Genomic DNA, 20,618 nt, shown 5'->3' on the forward strand with positions numbered 1-20,618 from the left:
AAATTCACCACCTGCGCCACAAACACCAATAACCCCGCCCCATCCCCCAGCAGTCCGACCTTCGGCGCTTTCTTCACCCCCAGTCGGTAGTTATCCAGCACGGAACGCACTGCTTCGTGTTTGTGCGGCGGGAAGACCAGCGTCAGGCCCGGCTTGCCTGACGAGGCGGCCTGAAGGTGCATCGCCTCCTCCGGCAGGGCTGCCACCGGGCTCATGAAGCGGGCGAGTTGGGGTTCGAGTTCCTGCAGGCGCTGTTGCAAGGTGTGCTGCGCGTCCTTGAATGATTTCGCCTGAGGGTTCAGGTGCCAGAAGGCGTCATGAGCCTTTCTTTGCTGCGCGGTGTGTTTCAGTGACGTCAGTTGCCGGCGCACGCTCAGCACTTCTTGCACCGTTTGGCTTACGTGCCGGAGGTCATCGGCATTGCCCACCTGAAAGGTCACGCCCTCCACGCGGGCCGCGTCCAGAATCATCGTGCCGACGGCCTTGGGCATGCGCCGGAACAATGCCTCGATCTCCGGCAACTGGCCCTTGTCCAGGCTCTGCAAAAATTCCTGCAGCGCTTGCTGGATACCCATGTGCAACGCGGGCGCCAGCGTGCCCAAGGCCGCAGCGGCGTTGACCTGGGTGGCCGCAGGCAGTTTTTCGGTATTGAGCACCAGCCCCTCGCCCCATTGCCTGAGGCGTTCGAGCCACAGCGGTGACTCCTTGATCAGCAGCCAGCCCGCATTGGTGAAGTAGGCAAATTGCACGCCCAGTTCGGTTTGCGCGCTCAGGGGCGCGGCGTAGAACATCGGCCGGGTCATGACAGGATGGGTATTGAGCCAGTCCAGCACCTTCTCGATGGCATAGTCACTGCGGCAAATATCTTTCAGGCAGGCGTATTCGGTGATCAGCGCGTGGTCGACCTGCGCGCTGTCCTCGATGTCGTAATACCAGAGGGCGCGGTGCAGCTTGTGTTGAATCAACAGGTCGACGCGGTCCCGGGTAATCCTGTCCAGCAGCGCATTCAACGGTTGCAGCACCTCGCGCTGTTGTTGCAGAAAGGCGTCCATGGCCGGGCGATCAATCAGTTCGTTGATGCCCCGTTGGCCGAATCGGGCGCCGTACAGCAAATCCCGGGTGCGCGTATCCATGTGGCGATAGATCATCCACAGCGGCTTGCGATGGCGGGCGATGAAGTCCGGCGGGGTGCTGACGAATTTCTGCTCAAGGTGATACTGCTGAATGGTCTGCGCCCGGGCCTCTATGCCGTCATCCATGCTCAGCCGCCCGGGTTTGACGGCGTCAAGCCGGGCCTGCAGGTCAGCGGGCAGGTCGGGGTCATTGAAGTAGGCTTTGGCGATCTCGCGGTTGTCCTCGCTCATGATCGCGCGCAGGGTCTTGCGCGTCTGGGTGCGCTCGGGCTCGGGCAGGCTCTCGAGGTCCTCGAGCAGCGGTTTGAGGGTGCGGTCCTTCCTGGCCCGCTCCTCCAGGTCGGCATCCTTGATTTGCGTGATCGACTCGATGTAACAGCCCAGCAGGTAGTCGCGTTCGACATCCTCGGTTTCGGCCCACGCCTGAATCTGGCCCACCACCTGATCCTGATGATGGGCCAGGTCACGCATCACCCCCACGTCATCGCGCACGGCCAGGAACAGAAAGTCACGTTTGTGCGCCGCCGTGACCTGGCTGGTGAACTCCTCGATGATGGTTTTGCGATACAACGGGGTGTGTTCCCAGGTGTAGGCGTCTGACGCGGGCGCATCGCCGGGTCTGTCCGCCCAGGCGCCGCTGCTTTCGGCCAGCCACACGGCCATGCTGGACGCTTCGATCAGGTCCCGCCCCTGGCCATGGTCGATGCCCTCGAAGCTGATGCGCTGCATGAAATACTCACGCTCGGCGGCGACCTTCAGGACCTGGGCGCATTTGAAGGCCGTCCACTGGACTTCTGAATACGCGACATGCAGGAAGCCCTTGCGGGAAAACACCAGCGGCGGATCGACCTCGAGAACGCGGCTGCGCTGATTGTCACTGACCTCGTCGCCCTTGAAGAGCAAGGCCACAACGGAGCCGTCCCGGGTTCTGTACTCATGCAGCCAGCCGGTGGAGCTGTCGATAATGTACAAAAAACCATCACGCAGCAGCCGAAACCCCAAGGGCAGCGACTGCAGTTGATAAGGCATGGGCAGCTCGATGGATGGGTCCAGCTCCTCCACCCGGCCATAGCGCACCGGCAGCAGTTGCAGGGTCTGGCTCATCAACGGGCACATCCCGCCGGCATCGGGCGCATCCGCGCTTTTGGAGCACGCGATCAGGTTGGCCATGTGGCCCCGTGGGGTCTGGAAGGGATGAGTCATTGCAGGCTCCTTGCCTTGGGCGGGCGCGCTCTCTGAAAACCAGGGTCAGATGGGCGCGCGCAACGAGGCACAACCGGATCCCTGAATAAGGGCGGCAGAGTGGCTTATGAAGAAGGGGCGCTCAATACGCTAAAAGGTCTTTAGGAAAAGGCCTACGACAATTGTTGCCATTGCATGCCTGGCAACTCATCACGGTCACATTTTGGCTAAAAGCAAAGGGTCCCTAAGGCAACGGCGCAAACGGCGTGCGGCCTTCGGCTGTTTGCAGTTCCAGCAGGTATTTGCGGAAGATCTGGCCCAGGACCTGGGTTGCGAGTTCGAGTTCGTCACGCTGCATGCGTTCCGATACTTCATCGGCGGCGTCCAGAGCGTCTTCAGAGCCGTTGACCGCGGCCATTTTGAGCACGATGTACGCCTGAACGTTATTGGCTTGCACACCCTCGCCCTTGGCGAACATCAGCCCCAACTGATATTGCGCCTGCGGGTGTCCCTGCAATGACGCTTGCTCGAAATAGTTGAGTGCTTGAGGCAGGTCACGAGGCGCGTGTTTGCCGTCGTGGTAGAACTCCCCCAACTCGTATTGTGCCTGTGCATCCCCGGATTGCGCGGCCTGCTGGCAGGCCGAAAGCGCTGCTGGCAGGTTGTCTGGCTGGGTATTGAGGGTGCAACGACCCACCGCTGGGATTAACAACGAGTTGCCGCCTGCGTCCGCCAGCAGGGGATGAATAAGCAACAGGCAGCCCAATGCAAGGGTGCGGCCGGTGCGGTTCATGGGAATCGACTTACCTCTGAAAAAGGTGCGGGCGTACCCGTCCAGCTAAACGTGCTGGCTGCGCATTATGAAATAAGCGAGGCCAACCTTACAAAGTCTTTACTGTTTTTCTGCTGCACGGGCTTGAAAAGGCTGTGTTTGCAGTGGGTTATATCGTCAACGGGGGCCAACTTGCTGGTGAGACGGTGTGGTGGCACGCCGATTCGCGAACAAGTTTGCCCCTGCCAATACCGCATAGCCGCTTATTTCAATGCCGCAAACGCTTTCTCGGCCGCATCCAGCGTCAGTTTCAGCTCTTCGTCGCCATGGGCGATGGAGGTGAAGCCCGCTTCGAATGCACTGGGCGCCAGGTACACGCCGCCTTCGAGCATCAGGTGGAAGAACTGCTTGAAGCGATCGGCGTCGCTGGTCATCACATCCTGGAAGGTGACGATCTCTTTGGCATCGCTGAAATACAGGCCAAACATGCCGCCGGCCTGGGTGGTCACGAACGGGATGCCCGCTGCATCGGCCCGTTGCTGCAGACCTTCGAGCAGGCGACGGGTGAAGTCGCTCAGTTCGTCGTGAAAGCCGGGACGGCTGATCAGGCGCAGTGTGGTCAAGCCGGCCGCCATCGCCAGCGGGTTGCCGGACAAGGTGCCCGCTTGATAGACCGGGCCCAGCGGGGCGATGTGGGACATGATTTCGCGCTTGCCACCGAAACAGCCCACTGGCATGCCGCCGCCGATGATCTTGCCGAAGGTGCTCAGGTCAGGCGTCACGTTGTAGTAAGCCTGGGCACCGCCAAGGGCGACGCGGAAGCCCGTCATGACTTCGTCAAAGATCAGCACCACGCCATGTTCGTCGCACACGTCACGCAAGCCCTGCAGGTAACCCGGAGCAGGCGGTACGCAGTTCATGTTGCCGGCAACCGGCTCGACGATAATGCACGCCACTTCCTGGCCTACTTCGGCCAGCAGCTCTTTAACGGCCTCAAGGTCGTTGAACGGCACGGTCAGCGTGTGTTTGGCAAATGCCGCCGGTACGCCTGGCGAACTCGGGACGCCCAACGTCAACGCGCCGGAACCCGCTTTAACCAGCAGACTGTCGGAGTGGCCGTGGTAGCAGCCTTCGAACTTGAGAATGCTGTCGCGGCCGGTATAACCACGGGCCAGGCGAATGGCGCTCATGGTCGCTTCGGTGCCGGAGCTGACCATGCGCACCATCTCCATGGAGGGCACGATGGAGCAGACCAGGTCCGCCATTTCGGTTTCCATGGCGGTCGGCGCGCCGTATGACAGGCCGTGTTGCAGTTGGTTGCGCACTGCATCAAGCACTTCCGGATGGCTGTGACCCAGAATCATCGGGCCCCAGGAGCCCACGTAATCCACATAGCGCTTGTCGTCTTCGTCCGTCACGTAAGCACCCGCCGCGTGCTTGAAGAACAAAGGTGTACCGCCCACGCTTTTGAACGCGCGGACCGGCGAGTTCACGCCGCCGGGAATATGGACTTGTGCATTGGCGAATAATGTTTCAGAACGGGACATGATCAGGTCTCTACGTTTAAACGAATAGGATTCAGGGCCGGTGTCAGTTTTTTTTCAGCAAGGCATTGAACGCTCGGGCACGGCGGGTGACTTCCTGGGCGCTGTCGGCACCGAACAAGCCGTGTACCACGGCTAACAGATCGGCCCCGTGCTCAACCAGTTGTGGCGCGTTTTCCAGCGTGACGCCGCCAATCACCGCAATCGGCAAGTGAAAGCGAGCGCGGGCCTGATCCAGAATGTCCAGCGCGATGGCCGGAGCGTCCGGTTTGGTCGTGGAAGTAAAAAAGCGCCCAAATGCCACATAGCTGACACCTTCAGCCTTGGCCTGTTCGGCCAGTTCGAGGCTGCCGTGACAGGTGGCACCGACAATGGCCTTGCGGCCCAGAATCGTGCGGGCCAGCGTCAGCGAGCCATCGGTCTGGCCCAGATGGACACCGACGCCAAGGCGCGACGCCAGTTCAGCGTCGTCATTGATGATCAGCTGGGTTTTGTACCGCTCGCACAGCTTGAGCAGGGTATCGGCTTCGCGCAGACGGCGGGATTCATCAGTGCCTTTGTCGCGGTACTGCAACAAGGTGACGCCGCCCTCGAGGGCGGCTTCGACGTAAGACAGGAACCTACCGGCCAACAGCTGGCTGTCGGTGATGGCATACAGGCCACGTAGTTTCATCAATGGAGCCTCATAGCGTGGCGTTACGAGCAAAAGTCCAGCGGCAGGCGGCGAGGAACAAATTGACCTTTGCCCAACTGCTCGGCATCACGCAAGGTGCGCCACGTGTAGTCCAGCGCTGATTTCACCGCGCTGACCAGCTCCTGACCCTGGGCCAGACGGCCGGCCAGAGCACTGGCAAGCGTGCAGCCGGAACCGTGATAACTGCCAGGCAAACGCTGACACGTGAAGGTATGAGTCTGGCCGTTACGCATGTATAGACGGTTGTGGACTTCTTGCTCGTCGCCATGACCGCCGGTGATCAACAGGTGCTCGCAATACGGCAACAGCCTGGCGGCGCACTCATCTGCCGTGCCGTCGGGCAGCTCCGCGAGAATGCGGGCTTCCGGCAGATTGGGCGTCGCAATGGTGGCCAAAGGCAGCAGCCGTTCGCGCATGGCGTACCCGACTTCATCCTTGCCCAGACGACCACCGCCCCCCGCGCGGAGCACCGGGTCGCAGACCAGCGGCAAGTGCGGATGTGCCTGAAGCAGCGCTACGACCGTTTCAACCATTTCCAGCGAGCCGAGCATGCCCAGCTTGACGGCCGCAACGGTGGAGTCATTGAGCACGGCATTGGCCTGGGCCATTACCCACTCGCGATCCAGCACGCGGAAGTCGCTGACGTTGACGGTGTCCTGGACAGTCAGTGCGGTCACTGCTGTTGCGGCATGACAGCCCTGGGCAAGCAGGGCTTCGATATCTGCCTGCAAACCGGCGCCGCCACTTGGGTCGTGGCCGGAGAGACAGAGGACAACGGGGCGGGAGCTATAGATATTCATGGAGCGCGAGCTTACCACTAAACGTTTTCCAGAGCCCTTGCAGACCTTGGAATTTTCCTACAATCAAAAGGCCCAGTTGACGGCTACTTTCTCGAAAATGATCGAGCCTATTGCTCGTGTTCAAGCTGAAAGTGCCGGAATAGAGCCTTCGCTGAGTTTTAAACCGTTAGTGTCTAATAGCCATTGCCAGCTATGCTGTCAGCAGGTGGATCAGAAAACGCGGGGTGCGTGACCCTTCGTCGCTGCCGATTGAGCAGGCTGCCTGAAAACAGAGTCACTTTTGAACAAGGGCTTCAAGGACGATCCGGACGTTTTCACTTCATTCGAATCCGCGAGTACCGAGGCTCCACTGGAAGGGGTTTTGGCACGATCTGACTTGTTGCCGGGGCTGTATGCGTTATGTGCTGTTGATGCTGGTCGCCTTGCTGCCTCTGTTGGTCGACGCTGTCGAGTTCGACGAAAACACCCGTACCCTTGCGCTCGGCCGCGCGACGCAGGTATTTGAAGACATCAGCGGTCAGGCGACTATCGAAAGCGTCAGTTCGGCTGCCATGGCGTCCCGGTTCAGACCGCTGAATGCCGAGACCTTGAATGCCGGTTATTCGCGCTCTGCTTTCTGGCTGAAGGTGACGCTGCAATACCGCCCGCATGATCCGGGTGTTCATCGTGACTGGCTGCTGGAGGTGCCTTTCCCACCGCTGGACAAGGTTGAACTGTACGTCAGCGATGACACCGGCGGTGCACAACTGGCGGCGCGCACGGGCGACAAGTTGCCGTTTTCCAGTCGTCAGCTTAAGCAGAACAATTACCTGTTTGAACTCGCGATGGCGGCCGGGCAAAGCAGGACGGTCTACCTTAGAGTGGCCACTCTGGGGTCGATTCAGGTGCCCTTGAACCTCTGGTCCGGTCGCGCTTATCTAGAAGAACAGCCCGCACGCCTGTATTTTCTCGGGTTGTTGTATGGCGTGCTGCTGGTCATGTTCGTTTACAACCTGTGCATCTACATCGGTGTGCGGGACGCCAGCTACCTGTATTACATCCTTTACATCGCCCCGTTCGGGTTTTATCAACTGGCGGTTCATGGCACCGGTGTCGAGTTTTTCTGGCCTGATAACACGTGGTGGGCCAACGCAGCGCCGCCGTTCCTGATTGGCGCTTCGATGCTGTTCGCCTGCCAGTTCTCCCGCTCATTTCTGCAAACCGCAGCCATCGCGTCCTGGCTGGATCGCACGCTGGTGGTGTTGATGGGGTTTGCCGGACTGGTCTCGGTCCTGGCCTTGAATCCTGATTACAGCCTGGCTTTGCGTCTTGCCAATGTCTTGGTGCTGGGATGCACACTGATGATCTTCGTGGCCGGGTTCATGGCTATATCGAAGGGTATTTACGTGGCGCGTTATTTCGTCATTGCCTGGTCAGCGTTCCTGATAGGCAGCGCGGTGCACGCCTGCATGTTGATGGGCTATCTGCCCAATACCTTTTTTACGATGCATGCCAACCAGATCGGTTCTGCGCTTGAGGTAGCCCTGCTCTCGATGGCCCTGGCGGCACGCATCAACCACAGCCGCGATGAACAGTCTCGTGTTCTGTCGCAGACCGGTGAAAAGCTGGAGCGGCTGAATGAGCAACTGGCTGCCAGCAACCGTCTGAAAGACCAGTTTCTCGCCACGCTGACCCATGAGCTTCGCACGCCCATGAACGGGGTCATTGGCTCACTGGAGTTGATGCAGACCGTGAAAATGGATGCCGAGCTTGAGTCCTATCACCAGACGGCAGCCTGTTCCGCGCAGAACATGATGAGCATGATCAACGGCATTCTGACCCTCACCGAATTACGCGCAGGCCGGTTGAGCGTCGCTGACGAGGTTTTCGATGTGCGGCGCCTGTTGCAATCCGTGGCTGAACCCTTTGCCCGTTTGGCGCAAAGCAAGGGTTTGACGTTTGGTTTTGATCTGGACGAGTCATTGCCGGACTGCGTACAAGGCGACCCCATCAAGTTGCGCCAGTGCCTGGAGTGTCTGCTGGATAATGCGGTCAAGTTCACCAAGGCCGGTTTCGTCCAGTTACGAGTCGCTGGCGAAAGGTCGGGTACTGGCACCGTACAGGTTTCGATTGAGGTCATTGACAGCGGTATTGGCTTCGGGCAATTGAACGACGCGGTGCCGTATCAGCGTTTTTTCCAGGTCGATGGCTCAATGACACGCGAACATGGCGGGCTGGGCATTGGTCTGGCCATTTGCTCGCAGTTGATCGAGCTTCAGGGCGGCAGGCTGAGCCATCGCTCCGAGCCAGGGCGCGGCAGTTGCTTCACATTGAGCGTGCCGCTGGGGATACCTTCCCGGAAGGCAGAGCCCCGTTGGCCGGAACTCGGGGAAACCCCGTAGCGCCCTTTTTTCAGGGCAAAAGCGCCGACATTTAGTCATGTACGGCACTTTTTAACGGGGCGACTGCGTGCTTCACTGCGGTTATGGACGTGTCGCCATGCGCCCGCAGACAGGAGCCCCGTCATGAACCTGCATCAGTTCGCCGAAACCCACGAAGTGACCAATCAGCCGCCTTCGCTGGACGGCAGTAACCTTTATCGCATCGACTTGCCCTTGCAGGAATGGTCCGAGCGGTTCGGGGCGGGCTGGGCCCAGGCGCGGATGGATGCCTACGGGGCGCTGGCGGGCGGGCCATTGATGGAGGCAGGTTTTCTCGCCAATCAGAACAAACCGGTATTTGTCAGCCATGATCGCTATGGGCATCGCATCGATCTGGTGGAATTCCATCCGGCCTACCATCAACTGATGCGCACGGCGGTGGAGCACGGTATCCCGTCATTGCCCTGGACTCACCCTCAGCCGGGCGCCCATGTGGCGCGGGCGGCCATGAGCTATCTGCACAGTCAGGCCGAGGCGGGCAGCGGTTGCCCGTTGACCATGACCTTCGCCAGCGTACCCGCCTTGCGTTTACAGCCGGATCTTGCAGAGCGCTGGTTGCCCAAGGTGCTTGCTACCCAGTACGACCCCCGCAACGTCGGCATGGCCCATAAAGCTGGCGTGACCATCGGCATGGCGATGACCGAAAAACAGGGCGGCACGGACGTGCGTTCCAACACGACTCGGGCTTATCCGGTCGGCGCCGCCGGGCCGGGGCAGGCGTATGAACTGGTGGGGCACAAATGGTTTTGCTCGGCACCCATGTGCGATGCGTTCCTGACCCTGGCCCAGACCGACAAGGGCCTGACCTGCTTCCTGCTGCCCCGTCATCGGCCGGATGACACGCGCAACGAGTTCTACATACAACGCCTGAAGAACAAGCTGGGCAACTGGTCCAATGCATCCAGTGAGGTCGAGTTTCGCGGCGCGTTTGCCTGGATGATCGGCGAGGAAGGCCGCGGTGTGCCGACCATCATCGAAATGGTCGCCATGACCCGTTTCGACTGTATGGTGGGGTCCAGCGCCTTGATGCGTCAGGCATTGACCCAGGCCAGTCATCATTGCGCGCACCGCAGCGTGGGCGGCCGGGTATTGAGCGAGCAGCCCTTGATGCAGAACGTTCTGGCCGACCTTGCGCTGGAAAGCGAAGCCGCGTTGGCGCTGACCCTGCGCATGGGCCGAGCCCTGGATAACGTGCAGGACCTTCACGAAGCACGCTTCGCCCGGTTGGTCACGGCGGTGGGCAAATACTGGATCTGCAAGCGTGCCCCGGCCATGATCAATGAAGCGGCCGAATGCATGGGCGGCGCGGGGTATGTCGAAGACAGCATCCTGCCGCGCCTGTATCGCGAAGCGCCGGTCAACTCGACGTGGGAAGGCTCCGGCAACGTGCAATGCCTCGATGTGCTGCGCGCGTTGTCCAAGGAGCCGGGCCTGCTGGACGCCTTGTTCACGGAGCTGGGAGACGGGCATGGCGATCAGGACCTGGCCATGCACATTGGCCGGCTCAAGGCTGCATTCGGCGACACCCACGATATCCAGTACCGCGCCCGGCAGTTGACCGAAGACATCGCCCTGGCGTTGCAGGCCAAATTGTTGCTTGAGGCGGGGAACAGTGCGGTCAGCGACGGTTTCATCGCCAGCCGTCTGGCGTCGCGCAGTGGCGTGTATGGCGCGCTGCCCCGAGGCGTGGATGTCGAGGCGCTGGTGGCCCGGTCGTCGCCGCAGGTGTAGGCGTCCTCTTGTTGGCGAGAGTGCACTGCGAGGATCAGGTTGATTTCCGGCGATCATTCCGGCCCCTCCCGGCTAAAGCCGGGCCCACGGAGTGAACTGCCGGATAGGCACGCGACTCCAGGACTGTGCAACAGGAGTTCTACAGGTGTCCCTGAGTTTCAGATGACGGCCACTAGTGCCTTCCCTCGACGATGCAGGCAAGATGGAGGCCTGCAAGATCAGAAGGATACGAATCGTGACTCAAGCGTTTATTGTCGTTGAAACTGCCGAACAAGCCGTAGATCGGCTTGCTGAACTGCACAGGATCGCAACCGATGCGCTGAGCCAGGCCCTCAAGCGTTATTTGAAAGACCGTGTTGAACCTGATGCCGAGCAGCGTGCGCTGTTCCGTTACCCGGAGCTGCGCCTGACTTACTTGTGTCAGGGCGAAGTGCCACTGACTACCCGGGCTTACGCCAAAGTCCAGTTGCCGGGCACTTACAGCGTCACCGTGACCCACCCCGCAGCGTTCCGAAAATACCTGCTGGAGCAGCTCGTTCCGCTGATGAACGACTTCACCATCACGGTGGAGGTGGGCGTCAGCGAGCAGAATATTCCTTACCCGTACGTGGTCGAGCAGGGCGACGAGCTGGCCGGTTCCGGTGTGACGGCTGCGGCGCTGGCGCGGGTTTTCCCCAGCACTGACTTGTCTGCCGCCACCGACGGTATCGCCGATGGTCTCTACGACTGGGCCAATACCGATCCGCTGCCTCTGGCGTTGTTCGACGCTGCGCGGGTGGACTTCTCGTTGCGTCGCTTGGTGCATTACACCGGCAGCGACTGGCGCCACGTTCAACCGTGGATTCTGCTGACCAACTATCATCGCTACGTTGACCAGTTCATCGTTCACGGCCTGGAAAAACTTCGCGAAGACCCGCGCTTTGTGCGCATGGTCCTGCCGGGTAACGTGATCGTCGAAAAGACCATGGATCACGGCGAAGCACAGGCCATCGTCGCCAGTGTGGTCTGGCACCGTTACCAGATGCCGGCTTATCACCTGATCGCCGAAGACGGCCACGGCGTCACGCTGGTGAACATCGGCGTCGGCCCGTCCAACGCCAAGAACATCACCGACCACCTTGCCGTGCTGCGCCCGCATTGCTGGCTGATGATCGGCCACTGCGGAGGTCTGCGCCAATCCCAGACCATCGGCGACTACGTGCTGGCGCACGCTTACATGCGTCGCGACGGGATTCTGGATCGCGTGTTGCCGCCGCATATCCCGATCCCGGCGCTGGCTGAAGTGCAGCTGGCGTTGCAGGAGTCGGCTGCGCAAATCACCGGTGAGCGTGGCGACGACCTGAAGAAGCGCCTGCGCACCGGCACCGTCCTGACCTACGACGACCGTAACTGGGAATTGCGCTGGGCACAGGAGCGTCCGCTGATCAACCTGTCCCGAGCGGTTGCCGTGGACATGGAAAGCGGCACCATCGCAGCTCAGGGTTACCGTTTGCGGGTGCCTTACGGCACATTGCTGTGCGTATCCGACAAACCGCTGCACAGCGAAATCAAGCTGCCAGGTTCGGCCAATGCGTTCTACGAGCGAGCGGTGAGCCAGCACTTGAAGATCGGCATCGCAGCGCTGGACCTGCTGCGTACCGAACTGAACTCGCTGCACTCGCGCAAACTGCGCAGCTTCGACGAGCCGCCGTTCCGTTGATGGGTTAGGTATTTAACGAAAGGGCCATTAAAGTGGCCCTTTCTGTTTTCCGAATCCTGAACCGCCATGTCCCGCATCCAACGCCCCGTTTCTCGTCGTCCAGCGCCCGCAAAGGCCAGTGCTGGCCGTCGCATCGCCAAAGCACCGCCTGCCGAACCGAAACTGATCCTGTTCAACAAGCCATTCGATGTGCTGACGCAGTTCAGCGACGCAGAAGGGCGGGCGACGCTTAAGGATTACATCGCCATCCCCGGTATTTATCCTGCCGGACGATTGGATCGCGACAGCGAAGGGTTGTTGCTGTTGACCAATGACGGGCAGTTGCAGGCACGGATTGCCGACCCGAAGCACAAACTGGCGAAGACCTATTGGGTGCAAGTCGAAGGGGAGCCAACGGACGCGCAATTACAGCTGTTGCGCGACGGCGTACAGCTCAACGACGGCCCGACCTTGCCCGCCCAGGCCCGTCAACTGGACGAGCCTGACCTCTGGCCACGCAACCCGCCCGTGCGCTTTCGTAAGAGCGTGCCAACCCGTTGGCTGGAACTGGTGATCAAAGAAGGCCGCAACCGCCAGGTACGCCGCATGACAGCGGCCGTCGGTTTGCCGACGCTGCGACTGGTTCGGGTCAGGATTGGCGACTGGACCCTGGAGGGGCTGGATCAAGGGCAGTGGCGGGAAGTGCCTGCGCGGTTGTGACGGTGTAGATTTATTCGTGCTCGCGACGAGTTTGTTTGATTCAAGCTGCGACGTTTAATTGCCGGAAAGCGGCCACCTTCGGGTGGCCGTTTGCGTTTATACGTTTCCTGGTCATTAATCAGTGCGGTCCGTTTGGCAAACATTAAGGAAATGCTATGCGAGTCGTCCTGTTCAAGACACTGGCCCTGTCCGTCGCGATTGTCAGTTCATCCGCAGCATTCGCTGTCACGCTGGAAGGCGGCGCGGTGGCATCGCCCGACCAATATGGCGCCGAGGTCGCGGCACAGATTCTCAAGAAAGGCGGCAATGCCGTGGACGCCGCCGTTGCCACGGCCTTCACCCTGGCGGTGACGTATCCCGAGGCCGGCAACATTGGCGGCGGGGGCTTCATGACCCTGTTCATGGACGGCAAACCGTACTTTCTGGATTATCGGGAAACGGCTCCCAAAGCCGCATCGCGCAATATGTACTTGAACGAGAAGGGTGAAGTCATCGAGAACATGAGCCTGGTCGGCGCCCGGGCAGTGGGCGTGCCGGGTACGGTGATGGGCTTGTGGGAGGCGCACCGGAAATTCGGCAAATTGCCATGGTCCGAGTTGCTGACCCCCGCCATTGGCTACGCGCAGAACGGTTTCAAGGTGGCTGAAAAGCAGTACATGTATCGCCAGGAAGCCTTGCAGTTGTTCAATGGCACGACCAATTTCAATGACTATTTCGGCAGCATGAAAGTCGGCGAAACCTTGCGCCAGCCGGAATTGGCGAAAACCCTTGAACGCATTGCCGACAAAGGGGCAAAGGAATTTTATGAGGGTGAAACCGCTGATTTGCTGGTGGCGCAGATGCAGCGCGACGACGGGTTGATCAGCAAACAGGATCTGGCGGACTACAAAGCCGTGTGGCGTAAACCGCTGCACGTCAACTGGCGCGGCAACACGCTGTACACCGCGCCGCTGCCCAGTTCCGGTGGCGTCGCACTGGCACAACTGATTGGCATCAAGGAGCAGCGGGCCGCCGACTTCAAGGGCGTCGAACTCAACTCTGCCCGCTACATCCACTTGTTGGCGGAAATCGAAAAGCGTGTGTTTGCCGACCGGGCCGATTATCTAGGCGACCCGGAATTCTCCAAGGTGCCGGTCAATGAACTGATCGACGAAGCGTACCTGGCCAAGCGCGCCCATGAGATCAACCCGACCGCCATTTCCCCCACTGAAAACATCAAACCGGGCCTTGAACCGCATCAGACCACGCACTTCTCCATCGTCGACAAACAAGGTAATGCGGTCAGCAACACGTACACCTTGAACTGGGATTACGGCAGCGGCGTTGTGGTGAAAGGCGCGGGCTTCCTGCTCAACGATGAAATGGATGACTTCAGCTCCAAACCGGGTGTGGCCAATGCCTTTGGCGTTGTCGGTGGCAGCGCCAATGCCATCGAACCGGGCAAGCGCATGCTGTCTTCCATGAGTCCGAGTCTGGTAACGCGCGACGGTGAAGTCACGCTGGTGCTGGGTACGCCGGGCGGCTCGCGGATTTTCACCTCGATCTTTCAGGTGCTCAATAACATCTATGACTACAAGCTGCCGTTGAAAGAAGCCGTCGGCGCCCAACGGGTGCATCACCAGTTGCTGCCTAAAGACACCATCTATTACGACGCCTACGCACCGCTGACCGGCAAGCCTGCAGATGACCTCAAGGCCATGGGCTACACCCTTGAGGATCAGGGCTGGGAAATGGGCAATGTGCAGGCAATCAAAATTGATGGCACCAAGCTGGAAACAGCGTCCGATCCACGGGGCAGGGGGGTAGGGATGGTGGTGAAGTGATCGTATAGACGATCACTTGGGGCCGGCGTCGGGTATGCCGATTTCTCGATGGTCTGGATCTGTGGGACAGGCTTTAGCCTGGAAAGGGCCGGTACAGTCGGCGCATCAGTGGCGTCAGGAAGGCTGCCTTCCCGGCTAAAGCCGGTCCCACGGTGTGAACTGCGCAGTGTCCGGGTGTGCTGCATGACCTGTAGGAGCTACCGGGGTGGCGATCCACATTGCTCGCGATTGCGTAGTGTCAGTCAAAGTGGTTTCGACTGATCCACCCAATCGCGAGCAAGCTCGCTCCTACAGAATGTGGCGGCGTTTAGCTGATCAATGATGCTCCCGCGTGGCGCGGAATTTCACGTCCGGCCAGCGTTCTTCCATCAAGGCCAGGTTCACGCGGGTAGGCGCCAGATAGGTCAGGTGACCGCCGCCGTCCAGCGCAAGGTTTTCCACGGCCTTGACTTCAAACTCTTCGAGTTTCTTCTTGTCTGTGCATTCGATCCAGCGGGCTGACCAGACGGTGATCGGCTCGTAGGCGCACTCGACCTTGTATTCTTCCTTCAGGCGGCTGGCCACCACATCGAACTGCAGCACACCGACGGCGCCGAGAATGATGTCGTTGCTGCGCAGCGGGAAAAACACCTGAGTGGCGCCTTCCTCGGCCAGTTGTTGCAGGCCCTGACGCAATTGCTTGGACTTGAGCGGGTCTTTCAGGCGCACGCGACGGAACAATTCCGGGGCGAAGTGCGGGATACCGGTGAAACCGAGGTTTTCGCCTTCGGTGAAGGTGTCGCCGATCTGGATCGTGCCGTGGTTGTGCAAACCGATGATGTCGCCTGCGTAGGCTTCTTCGAGCATTTCACGCTCGGACGAGAAGAACGTCAGCGCGTCGCCGATTCGTACTTCCTTGCCCAGACGCACATGGCGCATTTTCATGCCCTTGTCGTAGCGGCCTGAGCAGATGCGCATAAAGGCAATCCGGTCGCGGTGCTTGGGGTCCATGTTCGCCTGGATCTTGAACACGAAACCGGTGAATTTTTCTTCGGTCGGCTCAACAGTGCGCTCGTTGGCGACTCGCGCCAACGGCATCGGTGCCCAGTTCACGACAGCGTCGAGGACGTGATCAACACCGAAGTTGCCCAGCGCCGTACCGAAGAACACCGGGGTCAGTTGACCGTTGATGAACTCTTCCTGATTGAATTCATGGCAAGCGCCCTGAACCAACTCAAGCTGTTCGACGAAACGGTCGTACTCGTCGCCCAGATGCGCGCGGGCTTCGTCCGAGTCGAGCTTCTCGATGATTTTGACGTCGGTGCGCTCATGGCCGTGCCCGGCGGTGTAGACAATGATGTAGTCGTCAGCCAGGTGATAGACACCCTTGAAATCCCGGTAGCAACCGATGGGCCAGGTGATCGGTGCGGCCTTGATCTTCAGGACCGCTTCGATCTCGTCCAGCAGCTCAATCGGGTCGCGAATGTCCCGGTCCAGCTTGTTGATGAAGCTGACGATGGGCGTGTCCCGCAGACGGCAGACGTCCATAAGGGCGATGGTCCGTGGCTCAACGCCTTTACCACCGTCGAGCACCATCAAGGCCGAGTCGACGGCCGTCAGGGTACGGTAGGTATCTTCCGAGAAGTCTTCGTGACCCGGGGTGTCGAGCAGGTTGATCATGTGATCGCGATACGGGAACTGCATGACCGACGTGGTGATGGAGATGCCGCGTTGCTTTTCCATCTCCATCCAGTCGGATGTCGCGTGGCGATCGGACTTGCGAGACTTCACCGTGCCGGCGACGGAAATGGCCTTGCCCATCAACAGCAGTTTTTCCGTGATGGTGGTTTTACCCGCATCCGGGTGAGAAATAATGGCGAAAGTGCGGCGTTTCGCGACTTCGGCGGCCTGTTGGGTCATGGGAAATCGCCTGGCAGGTGGGTCAAAAAAGGGCGCAGATTATAGCCTGAATCGGGGCAATAACCGAACCGTTCAGTCGATTCGCGGTGGCTTAATAATGTCTCGCGTGGGAACCTTTCAGACCGTGGAGACGTCCACTGCCTTGATACAGCCATCGTCATGGTCTGCAAAATCAACGAGTTAGCTTGACGAAGCTGCGCTAATGGCTTGTGTTTTCGCCGAGGTTCACCCTCAACGGCGACCCACCCGCTGCTCTTCGCGAACGTTATTCCTGGTGACCAGCAATGGTCGACCATCGGCAACGCGTTCGCCGACTGAAATAAGGAGTCCGCCTGTGGCTAATCGCTATGGCAAGGGGCTGATTGGAGGTGCGGTTGTGATCGCACTCCTGGCCCTGCTGATCCACTGGATCGGCATAAGTACCATCAAGCAATACCAGGGTGACCTGCTGTTTTACTTGCAAGCTCACCTGATTCTGGTTCTGGTTTCAATGTTAGCGGCCCTTGTGGTCGGGATTCCGGCGGGCATTGCCCTTAGCCGACCCAGCATGGTTGGCCGCGCTGAACGTTTCATGCAGATCTTCAACATTGGCAACACCATTCCTCCTCTCGCGGTTCTGGCCATTGCCCTGGGTATCCTCGGGATTGGCAGCGGACCGGCCATCTTCGCTTTGTTCCTCGCCTCGTTGTTGCCTATCGTGCGCAACACCTATGAAGGCCTGAAAAACGTTCAAGGTTCACTCAAGGAAGCCGCTGTCGGCATTGGCATGACACCCAGCCAGGTGCTGATGCGTGTCGAATTGCCCAATGCCGTGCCGATCATTGTCGGTGGTGTGCGTGTGGCGCTGGCGATCAACGTCGGGACCGCGCCACTGGCGTTCCTGATCGGTGCCAACAGCCTCGGCAGCCTGATTTTCCCGGGCATCGCCTTGAACAATCAGCCGCAATTGCTGCTGGGCGCAGCGTGTACCGCGTTGCTCGCGCTGCTGCTCGATGGCCTGGTGACATTCTCCAGCCGTATGTGGCTGGAACGCGGCCTGACTCGCTGAGCGAAAGGAAACCCAATGAAAAAATTATGCTTGTTTCTAGGCTTGGCCCTGCTGTTCCCGGCATTGGCCCAAGCGGCGGATAAACCCGTGCTGCGCATCGGCGCCAGGGTGTTTACCGAGCAGACCATGCTCGCTGAACTGACCGCGCAATACCTGCGTACCAAAAACTATGACGTGCAGATCAACGGCGGCCTGGGCAGTAACCTGGCGCGCAGTGCTCAGGAAAGCGGTCAGCTTGACCTGCTGTGGGAGTACACCGGTGTTTCGCTGGTGGCGTACAACCACGTCGATGAAAAGCTCGACAGCGAACAAACCTACGCAAGGGTGAAAGAACTCGATGCGAAGAAAGGCCTGGTCTGGCTTTTTCCGTCGAAATTCAACAATACCTTCGCCCTGGCTTTGCCGCAGAAAATCGCCGACCGGTATCCGCAGGTCAACACCATGACCGACCTGACCAAGGTGCTCAAGGACGAAGCCAAAGAGAATCATGTCGTAGCGCTGGACACCGAGTTCGCCAACCGTTCCGACGGTCTGATTGGCATGGTCAAGCATTACGACATGAATCTCGGTCGTGAAAACACCCGGCAGATGGACGCCGGCCTCGTTTACACCGCGTTGCGTAACGGACAAGTCTTCGCTGGCCTGGTCTACACCACCGACGGCCGTTTGAATGCCTTCAAGCTCAAAGTCTTGCAGGACGACAAGCATTATTTCCCCGACTACACCGCCGCGCCGGTGATTCGTCAGGAATACCTGAGTGCGCATCCGGAAATTGAAACGCTGCTCAAACCGTTGGCGGATCTGCTGGATAACCAGACGATGATCGACCTCAATGCCCGCATCGATGTCGGCCACGAAAGCCCTTCTGTTGTTGCCGCGGAATTCCTGCGCCAGCACCCACTGAACTGACAAGGAGAAGACATGAATTTCTTGAATACCTTCTCCCATCTGGACTGGCCGCTGATCCTGCACCTGACCTGGCAGCACATCACGCTGGTCGGCATTGCGGTGACGCTGGCCATTGTGGTCGGCGTTCCGTTGGGTGTCTTGATGACGCGCTTCCCTTCGCTCGCCGGGCCATTGCAAGCCAGCGCCACGGTGTTGTTGACCGTGCCGTCGATTGCCCTGTTCGGGTTGCTGCTGCCGTTCTATTCAAAGTTCGGTCAGGGCCTTGGCCCGATGCCAGCCATTACGGCCGTGTTCCTTTATTCACTGTTGCCGATCATGCGTAACACCTATCTGGCGCTGACCGGCGTTGAACCGGGGATTCGCGAAGCCGCCAAAGGCATCGGCATGACCTTCGGCCAGCGTCTGCGCATGGTCGAACTGCCCATCGCGGTACCGGTAATCCTCGCGGGCGTGCGCACGGCCGTGGTGATGAACATCGGCGTCATGACCATCGCCGCCACCATCGGCGCGGGCGGTCTGGGTGTACTTATTCTTGCTTCAATCAGCCGCAGCGATATGTCGATGCTGATCGTCGGCGCCGTGCTGGTCAGTCTTCTGGCCATCTTCGCCGACCTGCTTCTGCAATGGCTGCAACGCACGCTGACTCCAAAAGGATTGCTCAAATGATCGAACTTCAAAACCTGACCAAGATTTTTCAAAGCAACGGCAAAGAAGTCAAAGCCGTCGATTCGGTAAGCCTGACCGTCAACGAGGGTGAGATCTGTGTCTTTCTGGGGCCGTCGGGCTGCGGCAAGTCCACAACCCTGAAAATGATCAACCGCCTGATCATGCCGACTTCCGGCAAGGTGTTGATCAACGGCGAAGACACCACCGGCCTGGACGAAGTAACCCTGCGTCGCAACATTGGTTATGTGATCCAGCAGATCGGTCTGTTTCCGAACATGACCATCGAGGAAAACATCACCATCGTTCCGCGCCTGCTGGGCTGGGACAAGCAGAAGTGCCACGACCGCGCCCGCGAACTGATGAGCATGATCAAGCTGGAACCCAAGCAATACCTCAATCGCTATCCCCGGGAACTGTCCGGCGGTCAGCAACAGCGGATCGGCGTGATCCGCGCCCTGGCCGCTGATGCGCCGTTGTTGCTGATGGACGAACCGTTTGGTGCGGTTGACCCGATCAACCGCGAGATGATCCAGAACGAATTCTTCGAAATGCAGCGCGCGCTGAACAAGACCGTGATCATGGTCAGCCACGACATCGATGAGGCCATCAAGCTGGGCGACAAGATCGCTATCTTCCGCGCTGGCAAGCTGGTGCAGATTGATCATCCGGACACCTTGCTGGCGCATCCGGCAGACGAATTCGTTTCCAGCTTCGTCGGCCAGGACAGCACCCTCAAGCGCCTGTTGCTGGTCAAGGCCGAAGACGCCGCCGACAACGCACCCTCGGTCAGCCCGGAAACCCCGGTCGCTGACGCGCTGGACGTCATGGACGAAAACGACCGTCGCTACATCGTCGTGACCGATGGCGAAAACAAGGCCATGGGTTACGTGCGTCGCCGCGATCTGCACCGTCAGACCGGCACCTGCCTGCAATTTCTGCGCACCTTCAACGGCACGGCGGCCTACGACGAAAACCTGCGCATCCTGCTGTCGCGCATGTACGAGTTCAACCGCTCATGGCTGCCGGTGCTGGACGCCGAGAATGTGTTCCTTGGGGAAGTGACTCAGGAATCCATTGCCGAGTACTTGAGTTCCGGGCGTTCACGGGGTGGCAAGACGAGTATTGTTTCGCCGGCAGATGTTGCGGCTGAAGCGCAGGCTTAACTGCGTTGCATCAAGTCCGGCGCTGCAATGGCGTCGGGGCTTTCTTTATCTCTGGTCTCGCTCGTCGACGGCTCCCCATCGGCGCATATCAGCTGTCAGAAGTACCAGTAGACAAGGCCATAGAGAATGTGTTGACCGCATCCTATGGTCTTTTTGCTTTCGGCGACCGGCCATGGGAAGCGGGCGAACCTAGGTAGGAATACCGAGGGCGCAGAGGGTTATGACGCCTACAGACTATCCTTGGGGAGGGACGGTTTGATTGGTTATTCCTGTGCCATCACCCAGTCAGCCGCGCATGACTGCTGGCGCTAGACGCTGAAACGTGATCCTCGGAAAGTCCCTCAGGAATCAATGGCGGGGTATCCGAGTTTGGGACATTCACGGGCGCAAATTATATGGCATCGCGGGATTTATTATCCCAGAGAACCTATGGGGG

Annotated in this window: 15 protein-coding genes; 9 read left to right on the forward strand and 6 right to left on the reverse strand. The window is 59.5% G+C overall.

Translation table 11 applies throughout. The annotated features are described in order from the left end of the window. The 5 genes from ACP7B0_RS20370 to ACP7B0_RS20390 all read right to left on the reverse strand — a co-directional run. Positions 1 to 2,336, reverse strand: a 2,336-nt coding sequence (locus ACP7B0_RS20370; RefSeq protein ID WP_426143443.1) for a toxin VasX, incomplete at its 3' end; no start/stop codon positions are given. Between the two features lie 223 nt (positions 2,337 to 2,559). Further along, the gene (locus ACP7B0_RS20375; RefSeq protein ID WP_426143444.1) at positions 2,560 to 3,108 is read right to left on the reverse strand and encodes a tetratricopeptide repeat protein; all 549 of its coding nucleotides are present in this window, start codon (positions 3,106 to 3,108) and stop codon (positions 2,560 to 2,562) included. A 242-nt stretch (positions 3,109 to 3,350) separates the two neighbouring features. Further along, positions 3,351 to 4,634, reverse strand: coding sequence for a glutamate-1-semialdehyde 2,1-aminomutase (hemL, locus tag ACP7B0_RS20380; protein WP_426143446.1), 1,284 nt, complete (start codon positions 4,632 to 4,634; stop codon positions 3,351 to 3,353). 43 nt (positions 4,635 to 4,677) lie between these two features. Next, the gene (gene thiE, locus ACP7B0_RS20385; RefSeq protein WP_426143448.1) at positions 4,678 to 5,304 is read right to left on the reverse strand and encodes a thiamine phosphate synthase; all 627 of its coding nucleotides are present in this window, start codon (positions 5,302 to 5,304) and stop codon (positions 4,678 to 4,680) included. Positions 5,305 to 5,327: 23 nt separating this feature from the next. Next, positions 5,328 to 6,125, reverse strand: a complete 798-nt coding sequence (locus ACP7B0_RS20390) for a hydroxymethylpyrimidine/phosphomethylpyrimidine kinase (RefSeq protein WP_426143449.1) — start codon at positions 6,123 to 6,125, stop codon at positions 5,328 to 5,330. Positions 6,126 to 6,517: 392 nt separating this feature from the next. On the opposite strand from ACP7B0_RS20390, the gene ACP7B0_RS20395 reads away from it, so the two are divergent. The 5 genes from ACP7B0_RS20395 (at position 6,518) to ggt (ending at position 14,497) form a co-directional block, all read left to right on the forward strand. Then, positions 6,518 to 8,506 (forward strand): sensor histidine kinase, encoded by a 1,989-nt coding sequence (locus ACP7B0_RS20395; protein ID WP_426143450.1) that lies wholly within the window; start codon positions 6,518 to 6,520, stop codon positions 8,504 to 8,506. A 123-nt stretch (positions 8,507 to 8,629) separates the two neighbouring features. Further along, positions 8,630 to 10,276 carry an acyl-CoA dehydrogenase family protein gene (locus tag ACP7B0_RS20400; RefSeq protein WP_426143451.1) on the forward strand — a complete coding sequence of 549 codons (1,647 nt, stop codon included), beginning with the start codon at positions 8,630 to 8,632 and terminating at the stop codon, positions 10,274 to 10,276. 202 nt (positions 10,277 to 10,478) lie between these two features. Further along, a complete protein-coding gene (amn, locus tag ACP7B0_RS20405; protein WP_426143552.1) occupies positions 10,479 to 11,975 on the forward strand; it encodes an AMP nucleosidase in 1,497 nt (498 codons plus the stop codon). Positions 11,976 to 12,107: 132 nt separating this feature from the next. Then, positions 12,108 to 12,674: a pseudouridine synthase gene (locus ACP7B0_RS20410; RefSeq protein WP_426143553.1), complete on the forward strand. Its 567-nt coding sequence runs from the start codon at positions 12,108 to 12,110 to the stop codon at positions 12,672 to 12,674. Positions 12,675 to 12,829: 155 nt separating this feature from the next. Continuing rightward, positions 12,830 to 14,497 carry a gamma-glutamyltransferase gene (ggt, locus tag ACP7B0_RS20415; RefSeq protein ID WP_426143452.1) on the forward strand — a complete coding sequence of 556 codons (1,668 nt, stop codon included), beginning with the start codon at positions 12,830 to 12,832 and terminating at the stop codon, positions 14,495 to 14,497. A 315-nt stretch (positions 14,498 to 14,812) separates the two neighbouring features. On the opposite strand, the gene ACP7B0_RS20420 is transcribed toward ggt, so the two are convergent. Continuing rightward, complete coding sequence (locus tag ACP7B0_RS20420; RefSeq protein ID WP_426143453.1) at positions 14,813 to 16,396, reverse strand: peptide chain release factor 3; 1,584 nt, start codon at positions 16,394 to 16,396, stop codon at positions 14,813 to 14,815. Between the two features lie 334 nt (positions 16,397 to 16,730). Between ACP7B0_RS20420 and ACP7B0_RS20425 the strand changes: the two genes are divergently transcribed. Genes ACP7B0_RS20425 through ACP7B0_RS20440 form a run of 4 tightly spaced genes read left to right on the forward strand, consistent with a single transcriptional unit; the run spans position 16,731 to position 20,182 of the window. Next, positions 16,731 to 17,444, forward strand: coding sequence for an ABC transporter permease (locus ACP7B0_RS20425; protein WP_426143454.1), 714 nt, complete (start codon positions 16,731 to 16,733; stop codon positions 17,442 to 17,444). A 15-nt stretch (positions 17,445 to 17,459) separates the two neighbouring features. Continuing rightward, positions 17,460 to 18,353: a glycine betaine ABC transporter substrate-binding protein gene (locus tag ACP7B0_RS20430; protein WP_426143455.1), complete on the forward strand. Its 894-nt coding sequence runs from the start codon at positions 17,460 to 17,462 to the stop codon at positions 18,351 to 18,353. Between the two features lie 12 nt (positions 18,354 to 18,365). Next, a complete protein-coding gene (locus ACP7B0_RS20435; protein ID WP_426143456.1) occupies positions 18,366 to 19,019 on the forward strand; it encodes an ABC transporter permease in 654 nt (217 codons plus the stop codon). Further along, complete coding sequence (locus ACP7B0_RS20440) at positions 19,016 to 20,182, forward strand: betaine/proline/choline family ABC transporter ATP-binding protein (RefSeq protein WP_426143457.1); 1,167 nt, start codon at positions 19,016 to 19,018, stop codon at positions 20,180 to 20,182. The genes ACP7B0_RS20435 and ACP7B0_RS20440 overlap by 4 nt, the downstream gene beginning before the upstream one ends. Positions 20,183 to 20,618 lie beyond the last annotated feature (436 nt).

This window comes from Pseudomonas sp. DWP3-1-2 (assembly GCF_049896285.1).
Taxonomy (GTDB): domain Bacteria; phylum Pseudomonadota; class Gammaproteobacteria; order Pseudomonadales; family Pseudomonadaceae; genus Aquipseudomonas.